At 59.8% G+C, this 18,759-nt stretch carries 20 protein-coding genes; 12 read left to right on the forward strand and 8 right to left on the reverse strand.

Annotated features, from left to right (window positions below; all coding sequences use genetic code 11):
* Positions 1-139 precede the first annotated feature (139 nt).
* The 3 genes from CLR77_RS20065 (at position 140) to CLR77_RS19590 (ending at position 2,128) form a co-directional block, all read left to right on the forward strand.
* Positions 140-655, forward strand: a complete 516-nt coding sequence (locus CLR77_RS20065; RefSeq protein ID WP_143269450.1) for a hypothetical protein — start codon at positions 140-142, stop codon at positions 653-655.
* A 141-nt stretch (positions 656-796) separates the two neighbouring features.
* Positions 797-952, forward strand: coding sequence for a transposase (locus CLR77_RS19585; RefSeq protein ID WP_097462416.1), 156 nt, complete (start codon positions 797-799; stop codon positions 950-952).
* A 153-nt stretch (positions 953-1,105) separates the two neighbouring features.
* On the forward strand, positions 1,106-2,128 hold the full coding sequence (locus CLR77_RS19590; RefSeq protein WP_097462417.1) for a synaptic vesicle VAT-1 family membrane protein: 1,023 nt from the start codon (positions 1,106-1,108) through the stop codon (positions 2,126-2,128).
* Here the strand turns inward: CLR77_RS19590 and CLR77_RS19595 are convergent, their stop codons facing one another.
* Positions 2,129-2,437 carry an EscU/YscU/HrcU family type III secretion system export apparatus switch protein gene (locus CLR77_RS19595; protein ID WP_097462418.1) on the reverse strand — a complete coding sequence of 103 codons (309 nt, stop codon included), beginning with the start codon at positions 2,435-2,437 and terminating at the stop codon, positions 2,129-2,131. It abuts the gene before it with no gap.
* Positions 2,434-3,855 carry a flagellar hook-length control protein FliK gene (gene fliK / locus CLR77_RS19600; protein WP_158227249.1) on the reverse strand — a complete coding sequence of 474 codons (1,422 nt, stop codon included), beginning with the start codon at positions 3,853-3,855 and terminating at the stop codon, positions 2,434-2,436. Before fliK ends, CLR77_RS19595 begins: the two co-directional genes overlap by 4 nt.
* A gap of 174 nt (positions 3,856-4,029) precedes the next feature.
* On the opposite strand from fliK, the gene ccmA reads away from it, so the two are divergent.
* From ccmA to ccmI, 9 genes are all read left to right on the forward strand, one after another.
* Entirely contained in the window at positions 4,030-4,680 is a 651-nt protein-coding gene (gene ccmA / locus CLR77_RS19605; protein WP_097462420.1) for a cytochrome c biogenesis heme-transporting ATPase CcmA, read from the forward strand.
* Positions 4,677-5,414, forward strand: a complete 738-nt coding sequence (gene ccmB / locus CLR77_RS19610) for a heme exporter protein CcmB (RefSeq protein WP_264754709.1) — start codon at positions 4,677-4,679, stop codon at positions 5,412-5,414. Before ccmA ends, ccmB begins: the two co-directional genes overlap by 4 nt.
* 16 nt (positions 5,415-5,430) lie before the next feature.
* Positions 5,431-6,180: a heme ABC transporter permease gene (locus CLR77_RS19615; RefSeq protein ID WP_097462421.1), complete on the forward strand. Its 750-nt coding sequence runs from the start codon at positions 5,431-5,433 to the stop codon at positions 6,178-6,180.
* A gap of 12 nt (positions 6,181-6,192) precedes the next feature.
* A complete protein-coding gene (gene ccmD, locus CLR77_RS19620; RefSeq protein WP_097462422.1) occupies positions 6,193-6,426 on the forward strand; it encodes a heme exporter protein CcmD in 234 nt (77 codons plus the stop codon).
* The gene (ccmE, locus tag CLR77_RS19625; protein ID WP_097462423.1) at positions 6,423-6,890 is read left to right on the forward strand and encodes a cytochrome c maturation protein CcmE; all 468 of its coding nucleotides are present in this window, start codon (positions 6,423-6,425) and stop codon (positions 6,888-6,890) included. Before ccmD ends, ccmE begins: the two co-directional genes overlap by 4 nt.
* A 73-nt stretch (positions 6,891-6,963) precedes the next feature.
* Entirely contained in the window at positions 6,964-8,970 is a 2,007-nt protein-coding gene (locus CLR77_RS19630) for a heme lyase CcmF/NrfE family subunit (protein WP_097462424.1), read from the forward strand.
* Positions 8,967-9,500: a DsbE family thiol:disulfide interchange protein gene (locus CLR77_RS19635; protein WP_097462425.1), complete on the forward strand. Its 534-nt coding sequence runs from the start codon at positions 8,967-8,969 to the stop codon at positions 9,498-9,500. Before CLR77_RS19630 ends, CLR77_RS19635 begins: the two co-directional genes overlap by 4 nt.
* Positions 9,501-9,506: 6 nt before the next feature.
* Positions 9,507-9,983 (forward strand): cytochrome c-type biogenesis protein, encoded by a 477-nt coding sequence (locus tag CLR77_RS19640; RefSeq protein ID WP_097462426.1) that lies wholly within the window; start codon positions 9,507-9,509, stop codon positions 9,981-9,983.
* A 53-nt stretch (positions 9,984-10,036) separates the two neighbouring features.
* Positions 10,037-11,335: a c-type cytochrome biogenesis protein CcmI gene (ccmI, locus tag CLR77_RS19645; protein WP_097462427.1), complete on the forward strand. Its 1,299-nt coding sequence runs from the start codon at positions 10,037-10,039 to the stop codon at positions 11,333-11,335.
* On the opposite strand, the gene CLR77_RS19650 is transcribed toward ccmI, so the two are convergent.
* The 6 genes from CLR77_RS19650 to CLR77_RS19675 are packed head-to-tail and all read right to left on the reverse strand — an operon-like array spanning position 11,307 to position 18,512.
* Entirely contained in the window at positions 11,307-13,121 is a 1,815-nt protein-coding gene (locus tag CLR77_RS19650) for a BatD family protein (protein WP_097462428.1), read from the reverse strand. The two genes, ccmI and CLR77_RS19650, sit on opposite strands and share 29 nt — an antisense overlap.
* On the reverse strand, positions 13,115-15,100 hold the full coding sequence (locus CLR77_RS19655) for a vWA domain-containing protein (protein ID WP_227520018.1): 1,986 nt from the start codon (positions 15,098-15,100) through the stop codon (positions 13,115-13,117). Before CLR77_RS19655 ends, CLR77_RS19650 begins: the two co-directional genes overlap by 7 nt.
* Entirely contained in the window at positions 15,093-16,124 is a 1,032-nt protein-coding gene (locus CLR77_RS19660; protein WP_097462429.1) for a vWA domain-containing protein, read from the reverse strand. Before CLR77_RS19660 ends, CLR77_RS19655 begins: the two co-directional genes overlap by 8 nt.
* On the reverse strand, positions 16,118-16,579 hold the full coding sequence (locus tag CLR77_RS19665) for a DUF4381 domain-containing protein (RefSeq protein WP_097462430.1): 462 nt from the start codon (positions 16,577-16,579) through the stop codon (positions 16,118-16,120). Before CLR77_RS19665 ends, CLR77_RS19660 begins: the two co-directional genes overlap by 7 nt.
* Positions 16,580-16,620: 41 nt before the next feature.
* Positions 16,621-17,532 carry a DUF58 domain-containing protein gene (locus CLR77_RS19670; RefSeq protein WP_097462443.1) on the reverse strand — a complete coding sequence of 304 codons (912 nt, stop codon included), beginning with the start codon at positions 17,530-17,532 and terminating at the stop codon, positions 16,621-16,623.
* A gap of 17 nt (positions 17,533-17,549) precedes the next feature.
* Complete coding sequence (locus tag CLR77_RS19675) at positions 17,550-18,512, reverse strand: AAA family ATPase (RefSeq protein ID WP_097462431.1); 963 nt, start codon at positions 18,510-18,512, stop codon at positions 17,550-17,552.
* Positions 18,513-18,759 lie beyond the last annotated feature (247 nt).

Raw genomic sequence — 18,759 nt, forward strand, 5'->3', positions numbered from 1 at the left:
GAGGTCTCTAACAAACTGTCGCGTAGCCTCGGGTTGGAGTTTGAGGGCTATGTGCCTAATCCCAGTTAACAAGTCGCGTCACGCGGACGCACTAAAGTGCGCCGGTGCGCTCTGGCGTTAGCAATCGGAGAAAGTTGGCATGAGGCTGGCCTGCATTTTTTTTATAATGATCTTAACTTCTGGTTGCTTTCCTATGTCGGCGACTTATTTTAAACCTTCGGGAGACTCCGGTGCCGAAACAACTTTTGGATGCTCCGCAATACCGGACAATTTCAGATATAGAGACAAAACATCTGAGTATGTGGTTGGTGTTAATCAATACCGGATTCTATTGCATGTTGAGGCTTTAAAGTCGGATAAGGTATCTTGGGAAAAAAGTGATTTCGAAATCAATGTTGATGGAAAAATCATTAAGCTTAAGGCTGGTAAATGGACTGAAGCTTATCCCAGGGAACCATGCGGTGGGTATACAGATGCATGGGGATGTAATGTATATGAAAATTACAATCTATACATAGATAATCCTGCCTTAGAAGCGGCAAAGGTGATTGTCGTCAAACCGCCTACTCCGAGTGTAAATGGAAAGCCCATGAACATTTCAACTATAAAATTCAAGCGAGTAAAAGGAGTTTTGTTTAGTCCTCTTAATTGCTAACAAGTACATTAAGTTTGTTCCGGCCCGATGGGCCTCCACCGGACGGCCTAAAGGCCGCCGCTTATGCTGGCGTTGAGCCTGTAGAAACACTCCCCGCGCCGATCTGATAGGATGTGATTTTCCCAACAAGGACCCGTTGGCATGCCCCGCTTCAAGCCTTACAACTATGACCAGCATTCCATGGTGGTCATCAACTTTCAGGAACAGCTTCAGCCCGGCACCTTCGAACATGCGATTCATTACCTGATCGAGCACAAGCTGGATCTGTCCGTGTTTTATCCGAAGTACCAGAACTGACCCTAACCCCGTTTTAGTACCGCTCTTTATCAGAAAAATCCGACTTCAAATGCCGTTTGTTTCCATGCAGAACGGCATGCTTTCGACCAAAGTCTTTCTCCCTGCGGGACAAGCGGTGATAGGATTCGGCGAAAGAATCAGGAGGGACCCGTTATGCCGAATCGCCGTTTAATCGTGCCCCATGCTGGCGGTGCTGATGTGCTCAGAGTCGAAACGGCTGCGGAAACCATGCCGGAATCCGGACAGGTGATCGTGGATGTCCGTGCGGCGGGGCTGAATTTCGCGGATGTGTTGGCGCGTCAGGGTTTGTATCCGGATGCACCTGAATTTCCCGCCTGTCTGGGCTATGAGTTTTCCGGCGTCGTCAGCCGCGTCGGGAAGGGGGTGGATGCGTCCTGGCATGGCCGTGAAGTCCTCGGTCTTAGTCGCTTCAATGCCCAGGCCGAGCAGGTATGTGTGCCGCTGGAGCATGTTTTTCCCAAGCCGGGAAGTATGAGTTTTGAAACGGCTGCCGCTTTACCCGTCAACTACCTCACGGCCTGGCAACTGCTCGTCATCATGGGGGCTTTGCAACCGGAAGATACGGTGTTGATCCACAACGTCGGCGGCGGAGTCGGTCTGGCGGCGCTGGATGTGGCGAAGCATATCGGGGCCCGCACCTTGGGCACGGCAAGTCCGGGTAAACACGACTTTCTGCGGGAGCGGGGGCTGGATCACCCCATCGATTATCGCCAGGGAGACTGGGAAGAGGAGGTCGCCAAGCTGACTCAGCGCAAAGGCGTGGAACTGATCATCGACCCCATTGGGGGCTCCCATCTCAAACGCAGCTATCGGGCCTTAAGATCCACCGGGCGCCTGGGTATGTTTGGTGTGTCGGCCGCCTCGGAGTCGGGTTTGATGGGTAAGTTCCGCCTGGCCGGCGTAGCGCTGGGCATGCCGATATTTCACCCGGTTGGGCTGATGAACGGAAACAAGGGTGTGTTCGGGGTTAACCTGGGGCACCTTTGGGATGAGGTTGAGAAACTCCAGTGTTGGCTGCAGAAGCTGCTGGAAGGATACGCGGACGGTTGGGTGCGTCCTCATGTGGATGCCGTTTTTTCGTTCGATGAGGCCGCCGATGCCCATCGCCATCTGGAAGAGCGCAAGAACATCGGCAAAGTGGTGCTGGTGCCCTGATCAGCTGGGCTTAGGGCTGTCGTCAGGCGGTGCGAACCCCTCGGGAACGCGACCCTGGATGTGGAAGGCAAACGCCAGGATCTCGGCAACGATCCGGTAGAGGGTTTCCGGGATCTCTTCGCCGAGATCCAGGCGCGCCAGAATATCCACCAGTTCCGGGTTTTCGTACAACGGGATGCCGTGTTCGCGAGCCAGACGGATAATCTGGTCGGCGAGGGCGCCGCGGCCGGTAGCGGTGACCTCCGGCGCTCGCTGGCCATCGTATTTGAGGGCGACGGCGGTATTTTCGGTGTTTTTGTTCGTGCTCATGCCTTGATATCCACCAGTCGCTGCGCAAGCTGTGTTTTGGCTTGCCGGGGTTGGCCCCGGTGACATTCGATTTGGGCAACGTCCAGGCCCAGTTCGGTAAAGCGTTGCCGTAGGCCGTCCGATTCACGCCGGATGACGTGAACTGCATGATCTTTCTCTGCCCAGATATGGGCGTCCAGCCGGCGCTGCCGTAGCGCGATTTCAAAATAGACCGGTCCCAGGCCATCCAGGTCCAGTGCCAGATTCAGATGCCACTGCACCATTCGCCGGGTGGGTTTGTCCTTTTGTCCCTCTTCCCGCTCCCGTCGTTCCAGCCGTAGCTGGGCGGTGCGCGGATCTGTCGGCGCGGCGAGCCAGGGGACTTCGATCAACCAGGTTTGCTGGGCCGGGGAATCCGGTGTGCTCTGCATGTTCAGGTTCTGGGTGTGCAGTTGAGTTACCGCAATACGGTTGAGCATGCCTGCAACCAGTTTAAGCAGGGCGCCGGTGTCGAGCTGTTGCTTCTGGTCGGTGTTACTGGCGGCTTGTGGTAGTGGCGTCAGCATCAGTGGGAAACGCAGTGGCGCCTGGACAAGGTCATCGCTGACGGAGGCCTGAGCGAGGCCGGCCTGTCCTGCGGCGGGTTTTTGGCCCCCGGCATTGGCTATGTCGACCAACCGGTTCATGACGTCTGTCAGCAGCAACTTGAAGTCGGCGGGCAAGGGCGCACCCTGGCCCTGCGTCAATGCAGCGGCCAGTCTGGCTTCGCTGAAGAGTCCGCTGTTGCGTAGCAGTTGCTTGACCTGTGCAGCGGCATCAGGCTGGCTCGCCAACTGGCTGAGTTTCGTCTGTGTCGGCAGCTGTTCGACAAGTTTTTGCAGGGCGGCGGTCAGGGGAGATGCTGCTTTGGTTGGCGCGACTGAAGCCTTGTCTGCCATTGCGGCCGTCGGCGCCAGCGTGGCTTTGGTCTCCGTATCGGATGTCAACGAGGCCAGTGTCTGAAGCAGTTGCCGCAGTCCGCTGTCCAGGCGTTGCTGAAAGGGCAGGCGTTGAGCCAGGGCCTGGGCCAGGCGGTCGGCGCCGGAGGTGGACTGCCCATCCGGGGTGATCAGCTCCATCAGGCGTAGCTGGTTGCCGGTGCGCTCGACCTTGACCCATTGTCCCGGTTGCAGGCTGACATCGGATTCCACGGGAACCGACTGACCCTGCAGGGCCAGCAGGATACGCGACCCGGTGCTGCCGCCGTCGGCCGATGCCAGTGTCTGGAGCACTTGGGCCACCGCAGTTTGTCCCGGTTGCAGCTTACTGCTGTCGAGCAGTGCAACAGCAGTTTTCGCGGGTTGCTGCTGACCGCTTTCGGGTGAGGCTTCGACGGTTTGAGCCGGTGTCCGGGAGGTTTCCTGCGGCGGCGTCGAAGCTGGGGGTGGCGTGACTTTCATCAAGAGTAATCCTGGCATGCATCCTATATAATAGGCGTCCCTGCTGGTCCTCTGTCAAAGCGGCCGCGTCGTGGGAATCGAGAAGGTGATATACCGGAGTTCCTGACGCGCTGTCGATGGCGATCATGGGAATAGCCGTCACGACACAACAATAGCAAATGCGCAGGAACGGTGATGTCCAAACCTCTGCTGGAAGCGGTGGGTCTTGCCTCGGAGCGGGATGACCGGCTGCTTTTCGATAATCTCTCCTTTGCCGTTCATGCCGGTACCCTGACGCGTGTTGAAGGGTTGAATGGCAGTGGCAAAACGACGTTATTGCGCATCCTGTGCGGTCTTGCGCCTGCGCTGGACGGCGAGGTGCTTTGGCGCGGAGAGCCCATTGCGCATACTCGCGAGACTTTTCAGCGAGACCTCCTGTATATCGGGCATCGTCCCGGAGTGAAAACCCTGCTGACGCCGATCGAGAATGCACGCAGTTACCTGCAGCCGCGCCGCGCCGTGAATGATGACGCCATTATGGATGCGTTGGCCAAGGTCGGGCTGGAAGGCTTCGAGGATGTGCCCTGCCATAGTCTGTCGGCCGGCCAGCAACGACGGGTGGCCCTTGCACGCCTGTATCTTTCCGATGAACGACTCTGGATTCTGGACGAGGCCTTTACCGCGCTGGATCGCCGCGGCGTGCAGGCACTCGAAAAGCTGTTGCTGCGTCGCGCCGAGGCGGGGGGCGCCGTGGTATTGACGACTCACCACGATATTGTGCTGCCGGGATTGCAGCGCGTTATTTTGGGCGAGGCGGTTGGCGACGCGCAGGGAGATGCGGCATGACGGCACGGATGACGGACCAGTCGTCTCAGGACCTGACTTCGACATCGCCCACAACGGGGTTACTGTCGGCCTTTCTCGTGACCGTGAAACGGGATCTCCTGCTGGCCTTCCGCAGGCGTCAGGATCTGCTCAACCCGCCACTGTTTTTTGTTATCGTCGTCACGCTGTTTCCGCTGGGTGTCAGTCCCGACCCGGTCTTCCTGGCCAAGGCGGCGCCGGGCGTCGTCTGGGTCGCGGCACTGTTGGCCACGCTTCTGTCGCTCGATCACCTGTTTCGTCACGATCAGGACGACGGTACCCTGGAACAGTTCATTCTGCTGCCACAACCCTTGGCATGGCTGGTTCTGGCGCGTATTCTCGCCCATTGGCTGGTGAGCGGCTTGCCGTTGATTCTGCTATCGCCGTTGCTGGGAACCATGTTGCACCTGGGGGGGAACCTTACCGGTGTGTTGTGTCTAACACTGCTGTTAGGCACGCCTGTTCTGAGCTTGATTGGTGCTATAGGTGCCGCTTTAACGGTGGGTTTGCGCGGTGGAGGGGTGTTGTTGTCCCTGCTGGTGCTTCCGCTATATATTCCGGTGTTGATCTTCGGTACCGGCACGGTCATGGCAGCGTCTGATGCGCTGCCGGTCGACGGCTATTTCGCCATACTCGGTGCGCTGCTGGCGCTGGCGATAACGTTGTCGCCGCTGGCCGCAGCCGCTGCCCTGCGCATCAGCGTGTCTAATGGTTGATAAGGGGAGTTCCCGCATGTGGGCATTCTTTCACAAGCTCGGATCACCCAAGTGGTTCTTCGATATCGCTGGCCGCTGTATTCCCTGGTTTGCGGGCAGCAGCATTGCGCTGCTCGTGTTGGGGATGGTGTGGGGGCTACTTTTCGCTCCGCCGGATTACCAGCAGGGCGATAGCTATCGGATAATCTTTATCCATGTACCCTCATCCGCGCTGGCGATGTCCTGCTATGTGATGATGGCGGTGGCCGGTGCCATCCATCTGGTCTGGCGGATGAAGCTGGCAGACGTCTTCGCCAAAGCGGCGGCGCCCGTGGGGGCTGCTCTGACCTTCCTGGGGCTTTTCACCGGTTCGGTTTGGGGCAAGCCGACCTGGGGGACCTGGTGGGTGTGGGATGCCCGGCTGACATCGATGCTGATCCTGCTGTTCCTCTACCTGGGCATCATTGCGTTGCGCGCCGCGATAGAAGATCCCCAGACCAGTGCCCGGGCCGTGTCCGTGCTGACGCTGGTCGGTGTCGTCAATATCCCGATCATCAAGTATTCGGTGAACTGGTGGAATACCTTGCATCAGACCGCCACCTTTACGCTGACCAATAAGCCGACGATGCCCCCCTCCATGTATCTGCCGTTGCTGGTCATGCTACTGGCGTTCTATCTGTTTTTTGCCTGGATCGTCTGTGTCCGAATGCAGAATGAAATATTGGAGCGGGAAAAGCGTACCCGCTGGGTGCGTGAACTGGTGACGCCGGCGACGGCGCGCCGCTAGAGAGGTTGTCGGATGCAGTTTCATTCCTTTGCAGCATTCATCGCCATGGGCGGGCACGGTTTTTATGTCTGGCTTGCCTATGGGGTTTTCCTGTTGGTCATAACCACGTTGGTGGTTGACAGTCATTGGCGTCGTCGTCGTATCCTGGCTCGCCAGGCACGGCAGATGCGCCGTGAGCAGGTGGCGAAGCCGGGTGGCCGCGTTGTGAAGGGGCAGTCGTTTCAGGAGGCGGGAGAGTCGTCATGAAGCCGGTAAGACGTAAGCGTCTGATATTGATTGTGGCGCTGGTTGCGGGCTTTGGTGTCGCTATCGGCCTGGTGCTCTACGCCCTCAAACAGAATATCAACCTGTTCTATAGCCCGACCCAGATCGTTGCCGGCCAGGTACCCAAGGGAGCGCATATTCGCGCCGGGGGGATGGTGGTCAAGGGCAGTGTCAAACGGGATCCGAAAAGTCTCAAGGTCGAATTTGCCATCACCGACTATAAGGCGACGGTCCCGGTGGTTTACCGCGGCATTCTGCCCGATCTGTTTCGCGAGGGGCAGGGCATCGTGGCTCTGGGACATATGGAACCTAATGGCGTGTTCGATGCCGATCAGGTATTGGCGAAACACGATGAGAAATATATGCCGCCCGAAGTGGCCGCCGCGCTGAAAAAGGCTGGTGTTAAGCCACCGAAGCCTGAGGCTTCCACCGCGTCGGGCGGATAGCGCCGAGGGGTGGTTCCCGGTATGGTGGGGCCACCGACAACGGTAACGATCATTTGCTTAACCGGAGTCCGAGATGCTTCCCGAGTTCGGTCACTTTGCTCTTATTCTGGCGTTGGCTCTGGCACTGATGCAGGTGGTGGTTCCGCTGGTGGGGACCTATACCGGTCAATCGCGTTTGATGGCGTTTGCCCGCCCCCTGGCTGCGGGGCAGTTCGTTTTCGTGATCTTCAGCTTCCTCGTCCTGATGCAGTCCTTTCTGACCGATGACTTTTCGGTCCGTTACGTGGCCGAGAACAGCAGCGCCCTGTTGCCCTGGTATTTCAAGATCGGTGCGGTGTGGGGCGGTCATGAAGGATCGCTGTTGCTGTGGGTGACGATTCTCAGTGTCTGGACATTGGCCGTGGCGATCTTCAGCCGGCGCCTGCCGCAGGAATTCGTGGCCCGTGTCTTGTCGGTCATGGGCATGATCAGTGTCGGCTTTCTGCTCTTTATCCTGCTGACGTCGAATCCCTTTACGCGCTTCCTGCCCAATTCGCCGACCCACGGTGTCGATCTCAATCCCCTGTTGCAGGATATCGGCCTGATCTCCCATCCGCCGATGCTCTACATGGGATACGTCGGTTTCTCCGTGGCCTTTGCGTTCGCCATTGCCGCGCTGATGGGAGGTAAGCTGGACACGGCCTGGGCTCGCTGGTCGCGCCCCTGGACCACGGTGGCCTGGGCTTTCCTGTCCTGCGGTATTGCGCTGGGCAGCTGGTGGGCCTATGCCGAACTGGGGTGGGGCGGCTGGTGGTTCTGGGACCCGGTGGAAAATGCCTCTTTCATGCCCTGGCTGGCCGGTACGGCCTTGATGCATACCCTGGCCGTGACGGAGAAGCGGGGCGCCTTCAAGAGCTGGACCGTGCTGCTGGCTATCCTCACGTTTGCCATGAGTCTGGTGGGCACCTTCCTGGTCCGCTCGGGGGTCCTGACGTCGGTACACGCTTTTGCGGCGTCGCCGGAGCGGGGCAAGTTCATCCTGGCGCTGCTCGGGATTGCCGTCGTCGGTTCTCTCGTGTTGTACGCTTTCCGGGCCCCGGTGGTGCGCAGCCGTGCCACCTACGAGGGGATCTTCTCGCGGGAAATCATGCTGTTGCTGAACAATGTCTTCCTGCTGGTTGCACTGCTGCTGGTCCTGCTCGGTACCATCTTCCCCCTGATCCTCGAAGGGATGAACTGGGGTAAGATTTCGGTCGGCAAACCTTTCTTCAACATCGTCTTTCCACCCATCGTGGTGGCCGTGGCCATCTTGCTGGGACTGGGTATTTTCTCCCGCTGGAAGCGCACGGAAACGCGCCATATCACCCACAGGATCGTCTGGCCGGCGATCGGTGCCATCGTTTCCGGAGTCGTGCTATGCGAAGTGTATGGCGCCTTCCGGGTGTGGCCCTTCATCGGGTGTGCGATCGCCATCTGGATTGTCCTGACCACAGCCCGTGATCTCTGGGAGAAGAGTGGCCACAGCCAGGGTAGGGCCTCCGGTCTGCGCCGTCTGACGCGCAGTTACTGGGGCATGGTGTTCGGGCACCTTGGGTTGGCCATGGTGATTCTCGGTGTGACCATCGTGTCCAACTACGGTGTCGCTCATGATGTACGTATGGGCGAAGGCGACAGTCACATGATCAACGACCTGAAATTCGTGTTCACCGGCGTCGAGCATGTTCAGGGGCCGAACTACAGCGCTGAGGCGGCTATCTTCCATGTCTACCGGGATGGTAAGCCTATCGCTGTGCTGTATCCGGAGAAACGGAAATACACGGTCACGGGGCAGGTGATGACGGAAGCGGCCATCGATGCCGGCCTGTTCCGGGACCTCTATGTCGCCCTGGGCGAGCCGCTGGAGAAGGACGTTTGGGCGGTGCGGCTCCAGTATAAACCGATGGTTCGCTGGATCTGGTTCGGCGCCATGGTCATGGCGATTGGCGGTGCGCTGGCGATATCCGACCGGCGCTACCGCATTCGCTCCCGGCGCACGGTCGAAACGGATCTGGCGGGAGGCAAAGAAGGCGTTTCGGCCAAGCCCGGGGAGGTGTCTGCATGAGGCGTTTGATGCTGTTCCTGCCGGTCGTTCTGGCAGTGATTCTGGGCGCTATCCTCTATAACGGTATCGGAAAGGACCCGTCCCATCTGGACTCGGCACTCGTCGGCCGCCAGGTGCCGGATTTCCACCTGCCCCTGTTACAGCAGCCGGACAAGATGGTGGGCCCCGAGCAGTTGAAGGGTAAAACCGTGCTGCTCAATGTCTGGGCCACCTGGTGTCCCACCTGCGAGATGGAATATCCCTACCTTATGCAATTGGCGAAGCAGGGTGTCTACATTGTCGGGGTCGACTACAAGGACGATCCTGCCAAGGCGAAGCAATGGATTGAGCAGCGCGGTAACCCTTATGCCTATGTCATCCAGGATAACAAGGGGACCCTGGGGTTCGATCTGGGTGTCTACGGCGCACCGGAGACCTTCTTGATCGATCCCAAGGGTATCGTCCGTTATCGGCAGGTTGGCGCGCTCGACAGCCAGGCCTGGAAAAACAAGATCAAACCGTTGATCGATAAAATCGGACAGGGAGGCTGATCTCGCATGCGTTGGTGGATTTCCCTGTTTTTGTGTTGTTGGGCGCTGACCGCTCAGGCGACGGTCGATCCCTATCAGTTCGATACACCCGCAAAACTCGCCCGCTACGAACATCTGACCGATATCCTGCGCTGTCCCAAGTGCCAGGACGAAAACATCCGCAATTCCGGAGCACCGATTGCCGCCGATATGCGTGCCAAGGTGGCAGCCATGATTCGCGATGGCGCGACAGATCAGCAGGTCATCGACGCATTGGTGTCCCGCTTCGGTGAGTTCGTGCTCTACAAGCCCCGGCTGGAACGCCGGACCTGGTTGCTCTGGTATGGGCCCTTCGTGGTCGGCGTCATTGGCCTGCTGGTGGTATGGGTGCTGGCGATGCGAGGGCGGCGTCTGGCACATGAGCGGGACCGGGAGGGGCGTCTCTCCGCCGAGGAGCGGGAGCGTCTCCGGCAACTACTCGATGAGGATAGCCGCACGTCCTGAATTAGACGGCTCGTCCACTTCTGCTGCAACGGTTTTAGGATAACGACAACGTGATGACGATTGCACTCTGGATGGGCCTTGCGCTCATGGCGGCCCTGGCGCTGGTTTTTGTGTTCTATCCGGTAATCTTTCACCGGGAACCGGCTGACCGGCTGCCCGACAGCAAGGCGCAGAACCTGGTGGCGTACCGGACGCGTCTGGCGGAACTGGAAGCCGAGCGGGAGGCCGGCGTGCTGGACGACGAAGAGTTTCGGGCGCTGAAGGAAGAGCTGGATGGCGGCCTGCTCGACGATGTCGATGTGCCCGCAGGTCCCCGGCAGCGGTCCGGCAAGCGCTGGGCGTTAACGGTTGCCATCGTCAGCATTGTCCTCATTCCTCTGCTGGCTTTTTCCCTGTATCTGCGAATCGGCGCCTCTAACCAGCTCGGCGAGGCCGACCTGATTGCTGAAATGTCCCAGGCCAACCATCTCGATCATGACCAGTTGATCGGGTTGTTGGGCAAGCTCCGTCAGCGCCTGCTGAACGATCGTGACAATCTGGATGGCTGGGTGCTGTTGGCCCGCTCCTACATGAACCTGGAGCAGTATAAAGACGCCGCCTGGGCTTTCGAAAAGCTGGCCCACGCGGTGGAGCGCGAATCGGGCCCCAAAGCGGCCGCCGCGCCCTGGGGGCTGGTGGCGCAAGCGCGCTTCTTCGCATCAGGGCAAAAGCCCACGCCGGACGTGCTCCAGGCGATAACGGAAGCACGCTCGCGTAATCCGGACGACGTCAATGCACTGGGGTTGCTGGGCATTATGGCGTTCCAGGCGGGCGATTATCAGGACGCTATCAAGAGCTGGTCGCGCATCATCAAAGTGGCGCCCGACACGCCACAGCTGCCGGTGATCAAGGAGGGTATCGCGCGTGCCTATGAACGGCTGGGTAAGGCGGTACCGCAAGATCTGGCCGCCTCAGACCAAGGCGGCGATAGCGCTTCGAAGGCAGCCCCGGCGGGCGATGCCGGCCCGCAAATGACGGTCAGCGTCTCTGTCGGCAAGGCCTATCGGGATGAACTGCCTAAGAATGCCACCCTGTTTGTCTATGCCAAGGCGGTCAAGGGACCGGCTATGCCTTTGGCCGTGGCCAAGTATCCGGTCAGTGCGTTACCGGTAACGGTGACCCTGAACGATGGCATGGCGATGACACCGGTTGCCAAGCTTTCCAGCGTTGACCAGGTCATGCTGATCGCCAGGATCTCCAGCTCGGGTTCGGCGATGCCGGCCAGCGGTGACTGGGAAGGCAAGGTGGGGCCGGTGCCGGTCAGGACGACCAGCACCCCCATCGCTATTTCGATCGATCATCGCCTGCCTTGAAGCGCTGGCTGTAGAGCGGGGGAAGGCCATCGTCTACCGATGGCTTCCGGCTGGAGCCTCCCCGGCTGAGGGTTTCCAACCGGCTGACCAAAGGCTTGCCGTCCCATGACTCGCGGTGATCCGGATGGGCATACAGTCTCCGCTCCAGCGCATCCATCCCTGCCGAAAACGCCCCGTCATTAAAGAATGCCTTCACGTCCGCCACCGTCTGCAGGGCTGGATTGTGGAAATGTCGTTGTGCCCAACGCGGCAGCAGGTTCAGGGCGCTCGAATCACCTTCCAGTATGGCCTGCCGCAAGGGACCATAGAGATCGCTTTCTGTGGGTTTGGCCGCTAGGCCCTCTGCCAGGCCCATGCCGCGTCCGCGTCGACGCTCGCGTAACCAGAGTGCCATGGTGACCAACCAGACCAATAGCAGGACGGCGCTGACCCAAAGCCATGGCGATGTCCAGATGGTGCCCGCCGGTACTGTCGCTGGACTTTTGCCTGCGGGCGCTGGTGCCTGGGCGGGCGCGGGCGGTTGCGCGGGCGAACTGGAAGGCTGGTTACCGTTGGATGTCGACTGCGGTTGTGCCGACGATCCTGCTGCAGGCAGGATATCCAGCGTCTTGGGCGGTATTTCCGCGACGCGCTCAACGTCGTTGATGGTATCCCACCAATGCACCTTCACCGCAGGTAGCGTGACTTTGCCGGCCTGCATGGGTACCAGCGCCGTGGATTCGGTGCGGGTGGAGTCGAGTGTGCCATTGTTGACCGTCGAGTGCAGTTTGGGCTGATCCGGGTAGCTCTTGAATACGGCCGGATAGCTCAGATTCAATGGCGGCAGGGCGGCGGAGGTCTGTCCGAGTGCGTGAATGGTGATGGTTCGGGTCACGCTGTCTCCGACCTGGATGCTGTTTGGCGCCTCACTCAGTTTATCGGTCAGGATAAGGCTGGTCGCCGGCAGCCACTCAGACCCCTTAAAGCTGGCGGGTGGCGCCTTCACACTGATGTCGATCGGCGCACTGTTGGCGTGCAGGTAGCGTAGCGAACCGGTCATCGGGTTCTGGCCCTGTCCGGTGAAGGTCTGGGAGGGAATCGTCAGTGTGCCGGTTTTCTGCGGATAGATCGCATATTCCCGCTTCAGGACCTGATACTGCTCGCCATTGTGCATGCGGGTGAACTTGTCGGGTTGCCCCAGTGGCTGGAGTATGGCATCCGGTACGGAGACATCCGACAGGTTGCCATTGAACAGCGGTCCCCGGTATTCCAGCACCTCTGTCAGGACCACCTGTTCCTGCTCGTAGACCTCTTTCTTATCCACCGTCACGGTCAGGGATGCGGGGCCCTGGGCGCCGCCGGTCGCCGAAGAACCGGGCAGAACGGTGATCTTGATCGGGTCGGAGGTCGCGCCCTTGTAGCTCAAGGCCGGGATGGTCAATACACCGGTTCGCTTTGGCGCCAGGACAAAGGTCCAGTCCACATTGGCGTTGACTTGCCCGTTGATGGTCTGGACGTTGTAGTTCTGTCCCTGATTGACGATATCGAAATTCTGTTCCAGATCGCCGAGGTCCGGTTTGGGAATCTGGGACATGTTGAAGTTCAGCAGGTTCTGGAAGCTTAGGTGGATATCCACCTTGCCTTTGACGGTCATCGTGAGCGTCTCGTCGGCGTGGATTCGGGTGCGGTCCACCGATACATCGAGTTTGTTTCCTGCCGCGTTGGCCAAGCTCAATGAGGCGAGCCAGAGGCAAAATACGGAGAGTACGGCAAGGGTTGGTCGCATCACCATTCGTCGCATCACCATGGGGTATCGTCATCCAGTTGCTGGGAATCGTCATTTTGGTGCTGTTGGCGGTACTGATACAGGAATTTGCGTCGCAAAAGTCCTGAGGGGTCGTCAGGCACCTGCCGCAGCCATTGCTGGTCGCTCTGGGTCAGGTCATCCAGTGGCGATTTTTCCTGCCCACCGGCGGCCCTGTCCTGTTTGGCTTCGTTGGGTTGCGCGTTGCCAACCTTCGGAATGCGCGGAGCGGTCTTTCCGGCGTTGTCTTTCTTGCGGCCGAGGTCATTGTCCGCCTGATCCTGACCGGATTTTTTCGACGACTGATCCTTTGTCGATGACTTTTGGTCAGGGTTTGAATCGGATGATTTCTGTGATTGGTCATCCTTGCCCTTGCCGGACTGGTCCTTCGACTTCTGATCGTCTTTCGACCCTTTTCCGCTGTTGTCGTTCTTGTCCTTGTCTTGGGAGGAATTGTCCTGTTTCGAAGACTTTCCTGACTTGTCGGACGAAGAAGACTGACCAGAACCATTCTTGTCGGAGGATGACTTCGAGCCCGATTTCTTTTGGTTCTGGTTCTGGTTCTGGTTCTGGTTCTGTGAATTTTTCTGCTGTTGCTTCTGTTTCTTCAGCAGTTTCTCCACCAGCGCGCGGTTGGCCTTGGCGTCCGGCATATCCGGGGTCTTCTTGAGGGCGTCATCGTAGGCCTGAATCGCGTCCTGCAGCTTTCCGGCCTTGGCCAGGGCGTTGCCGCGATTGTAATCGGCATCGGGAGTTTTGACGTCCGCAAAGGCTTTGGCCGCGGCCGCATATTGGCCAGCGCGGTAGAGGGCTGACCCTTTCCACATGGGATCCTTGAATTCGGTGGCGGCCTTGGCGGGATCCTTGGCAATGTCGGCATATCCCTGTTGATCCGGTCGTTGCCAGAGATTGCTCCAGGTACTGGCCTGTGCCGGCGGTGCCGAGAAGGGCATCAGAAGCAGCAACGGCACCACCAGCAGCGCTCCGCGACGCCAGCACCAGAGCGCCAGCGGCAACAGCAGCCAGACGAGCCAGTAGCCATCGTCCTGCCAGCGATTGATTTTCAGTTGGCCCTTGGAATCCTTGAAGCTGTCTCCCTGCGCACCGCTGACATCCAGACTGCGCAGGTCGCTGTCGTTGAGTGTCATCGGAACCGCTCTGCCACCGGTTGCCGCCGCCAGCTTTTCCAGTACCGCCGGCCGGGCCTTGGCCATGACGATCTTGCCGTTGTCCCGGATAAAGCCGTGATCGGGTACCGGGATCGGGCCGCCCGCACGGGTACCGACAACAAGGATGTCGAGCCGGTAACCGGTATCCTTCAGGGCCGCCCGGATACGTTCGGCGACCTGATCGCTGACGTCGTCGGTCATCAGCAAGATATGGGCGGGGCCGGGGGCTCCCTGCTTGATCAATTGGATGGCCTTTTTGATCCCCAGGTCGGCCCTGTTACCCGTAGCAGGCATGATGAGGGGATCAAGGGCCGGCAGCAGGGTGGCGATAGTGCGGGTATCGTCGGTGATGGGCGTCACCGTGTGCGCGTCGCCGGCATAGACGACCAGACCGGTGAAGGCGCTTTGGCGAAGTGAAAGCAGGTCTCTCAGTTTCTGTTTGACGCGGGTCAGCCTGTCAGGTTTGACGTCGGTTGCCAGCATCGACAGGGACATGTCCATGACCACCACCAGACTGTCCGTTTCCTGGTGCAGTGGCGTCGGTGCGCGCCGCCAGCTGGGGCCGGCAAGGGCCAGGCTGGCGACCACCAGCACGGTAATGGGCCAGGCGGGGTGCATGGCCTTTACAGCCTTTTGGCTGCCGCTTAACAAGGGACGCAGCAAGGGGGAGGGCATAACGCTTTCCCAGCCGCTCTTGTCGCGGCTGATGCGGCGCCAGACCACGGGAACCAGCGGCACCAGCAGAAACAGCAGAAGCCAGAGTGGTCGCAGGAAGTGGAATTGATGGACGAAGGTCATGATCGCCTCAGCCATGGTTCACCTCCTCTTTGGCGTTTTGCCGTTGCCCGGGGCGGAGGGGCAGTGGGATCGCACGTGCGAATATCACCAACAGGAACAGGATCACAGCGACGCCCAGAGGCCAGACAAAGAGTTCTGTCGTCGGCCGGTATTGCTTGCTCTGCAGATTGATGGGCTCCAACTGGTCGATGGCCTGATAGATCTGGGCGAGTTCCGGCGTGTTCTTCGCGCGGAAGTATTGGCCGCCGGTCTTACTGGCAATCTTCTTCAGCAACTGGGCATCGAGATCGGCTGAGGGGTTGATCGTTTGCATTCCGAAAAAACCCTGTTGCTGCATTGAATCGGCGCCGATACCGATGGTGTAGATTTTGACATGGGCGTCGGCGGCGATAGCCGCGGCCTTCGCCGGTGGCAGTTGCCCTGCGGTATTGGCACCATCGGTGAGGAGTACGACAACGCGTTCCTTCTGTGGGCGGTCCTTGAGGCGTTTTACGGCCAGGCCAATGGCGTCGCCGATGGACGTGGCGCGACCGGCCATACCCGGCTGGGATTCGTCGAGCTGGGTTTGCACCGTTTTGTGGTCGAAGGTCAGCGGTGCCTGGATGTAAGGCTGGGTGCCAAACAGCTCCAAACCGATCCGGTCGCCTTTGCGGTGGGCGATAAAGTCTGCAACCACCTCCTTGACGGCGTCGAGGCGGGAAACCTGCTGGTTGTTCATCACCATGTCATGGGTCTGCATGCTGGGCGAGATATCGACGACCAGCAAAAGATCCCTTCCCGATAGCGACAGGTTAACCGGCTTGCCGACGTGTTGCGGCCGGGCCAGAGCGATCACCAACGCAATCCATGCCAGAAGCAGTATCAGTTTGCGCCATCGGGAACCGGTGGGGGTCGAGATGCCGACACCGGGCAACCGGCTCAACCACCCATGGATCGGCAGGTGGGGTGCGGCGACGGAACTGGGTTCCACGCGACGCGGGCGCAGCAGCAGGGCCAGCGGCAGGAGCAGCAGCACATAGGGGTAAGCGAGCGTCAGCATTTTTGCGCCCTCAGCCAGTCGCCGGCGAGACGCAGGCCGTCTTGGAGCGGCAGGTGCGGCTCAGGATGCCAGCAGCTTTCGGCGAGTTGTCGCAGTGCGCTTTCGGAAAGCCGGGGCGCGCGGGTTTGCAGAAACCCGATCCAGGCTTCGCCGCTGAGAGTATCGGTTGCATCGGCCGGATAGCGCAGGCGTGCTGCACGCTTGAGTAGGGCATTTAACTCACTGAAGAACTCGGGCGTTGGAGCCGCGCGGGTTTCGAGGCGCTGCAGTTCTTTTTGGGCCAGCCGTAGCCAGCGATTACGGCGATGCTTGCGCCAGAGCCATAAGGCGGGCAACAGGATAGCCAGTATCACCACTACCGCGAGCAACCACCAGCCAGGAGCCGGGGGCCACCAGCTGACAGGCGGCGGCAGGTGAATGTCTTTGAGGTGTTGTAGCGGATCGGTTGCAGTCATGTGTAGCGTCGTTCGAATCCAGCGATGGTTGGCGGCTGCGTTCAGCGGGTGAGCTGGCGCAGGACCTGCGTCGGAGACTGTTCGGTATCCAGGGTCAGGGCCGGTATGCCGGCATACCGGAACAGGTTTTCAAGGCGGGTTTCGTGTTCCCTGACGCGCTTGTCGAAGGCGTCGCGAAACGCCGCGTTACTGGTGTCGATCCAGAGCGTTCCCTCGCCGCTGGCGATGGCATATCGCCCCGGCGGCGGCAATTCACGTTCGAAGCGGTCGACCACCCGGATCAACGACAGCCGGTTGTGTCGGGCCAACTGGTTGAGCAGGCGAGCACTGGTCTCGTCGGCCTGCATGAAGTCGCTGATCACGTAGATACGGAAGCCGGTATGCGCGATCCGCCTTGTTTCGACCAAAGCTTCGTTGAGCCGGCTGGCGGCGTCTTCCTGCGTACTGTCGACCTGTTGCCGCTGCCCGCGGCTCAGGCTGTCGAGCAGGCGCAAAACCGCACGTCGGCGGCGAACGGGGCGCTGCACTTCGATATTGCTCTCACTGAACACCACGCCGCCGACCCGGTCGCCGTTATAGAGGCCCATCCAGGCGAGGGTTGCGCTGCACTGTGCCGCCGCCACCTGTTTGTAGGCGCGAACGCTGCCGAAGAACATCGATGGCCCCAGATCGCAGAGGATCAGCACCGGACGTTCCCGCTCCTCCTGGAACAGTTTTGTGTGCGGGTTCTGGCGGCGAGCGGTGACGCGCCAGTCGATAGCCCGGATATCGTCGCCGGGTTGATACAGGCGAACTTCGGCGAATTCCATACCCCGTCCCTGGTGAATCGACAGGTGCGAGCCCAGCTGCCCGGATCGTGCGGGAGTCCGGGCCGGCAATTTCAGGGTGCGGGCTTCCGCCTGCATCTGGATCAGGTCATCGAGATCGACTGCTGTGCGGGCGAGGTCAGTCATCGCTGTGGGCGCCCCCATCAAGCGGTTACCGGTACGCGATCGAGCAGGCGATCGATGACCTGATCGGAGGTGATCCCTTCTGCCTCTGCCTCGAAGGTGAGCAGGATACGGTGGCGCAGCACGTCGTGGGCGACGGCTCTGACATCGTCCGGGCTGACATAGTCACGGCCATGCAGCCAGGCGTGGGCGCGAGCGCAACGGTCGAGTGCAATGGTGCCGCGCGGGCTGGCACCGAAAGCGGTCCAACGGGCCAGTGCCTTGTCGAGTTCTCCCGGCGCGCGACTGGCCAGCACCAGTGCCACCAGATAGTCCTCGACGGCTTCCGCCATATAAAGGGCTGCGACCTGATCACGCGCGTCGAAGACCTGTTGCCGGGACAGCTTGAGTGCCGGAGCCGGTTCGCCGTCCCGGTAATCACGACGGGCCAGTGCCAGGATGGCACGCTCTGCGACGGCATCCGGATAGTCGATCCGGACGTGCATCAGAAAACGGTCGAGCTGGGCTTCCGGTAGCGGATAGGTGCCTTCCTGCTCAATCGGGTTCTGGGTCGCCATGACCAGGAAGAGGCGGTCCAGCGCGAAAGTCTGCTGGCCGACACTGACCTGGCGTTCTGCCATGGCCTCAAGGAGGGCCGACTGAACCTTCGCCGGTGCCCGGTTGATTTCGTCGGCCAGGATCAGGTGATGAAAGATCGGGCCTTTCTGGAATTCGAAGGTGCCGACCTGGGGCCGGTAGATTTCGCTGCCGGTGATATCGGCAGGCAACAGGTCGGGAGTGAACTGGATGCGATGGAAGTCGCCGTCGAGATGACTCGATAGGGCCTTGATCGCAGTGGTCTTGGCCAACCCCGGAGCTCCTTCGACCAGGAGGTGTCCATCCGCGAGCAGCGCGATGAGCAGCCGGTCGACGAGCTTTTGTTGACCTATGATCCTTTTGGCCAATATGCCTCGAAGTGAAGCGAAGGTATCCTGCAATTCCATGCTCGTATCCAACTGTTGCACTGCTATTACCCCTGTCTTCTCATTGCCGAAATGCATGTGTTTATGACGCATCACGCGTTGGCATCAATCAAGTCCGAAGTTTGCCGGAATCCGGTAGGAAAACGTCTGTCGATTTCGTCCGGAATGCTCCAGTGTTTGTAAGCCACGCTCAAAAATCAAGGCAACTTGCTCACGCTGCTATGCTTATTCCTATGATCAGGCGTTGTCGTAGCCAGTGTCTCAGCAA

Source organism: Mangrovitalea sediminis, from assembly GCF_002514725.1.
Classification (GTDB): domain Bacteria; phylum Pseudomonadota; class Gammaproteobacteria; order Pseudomonadales; family Oleiphilaceae; genus Mangrovitalea; species Mangrovitalea sediminis.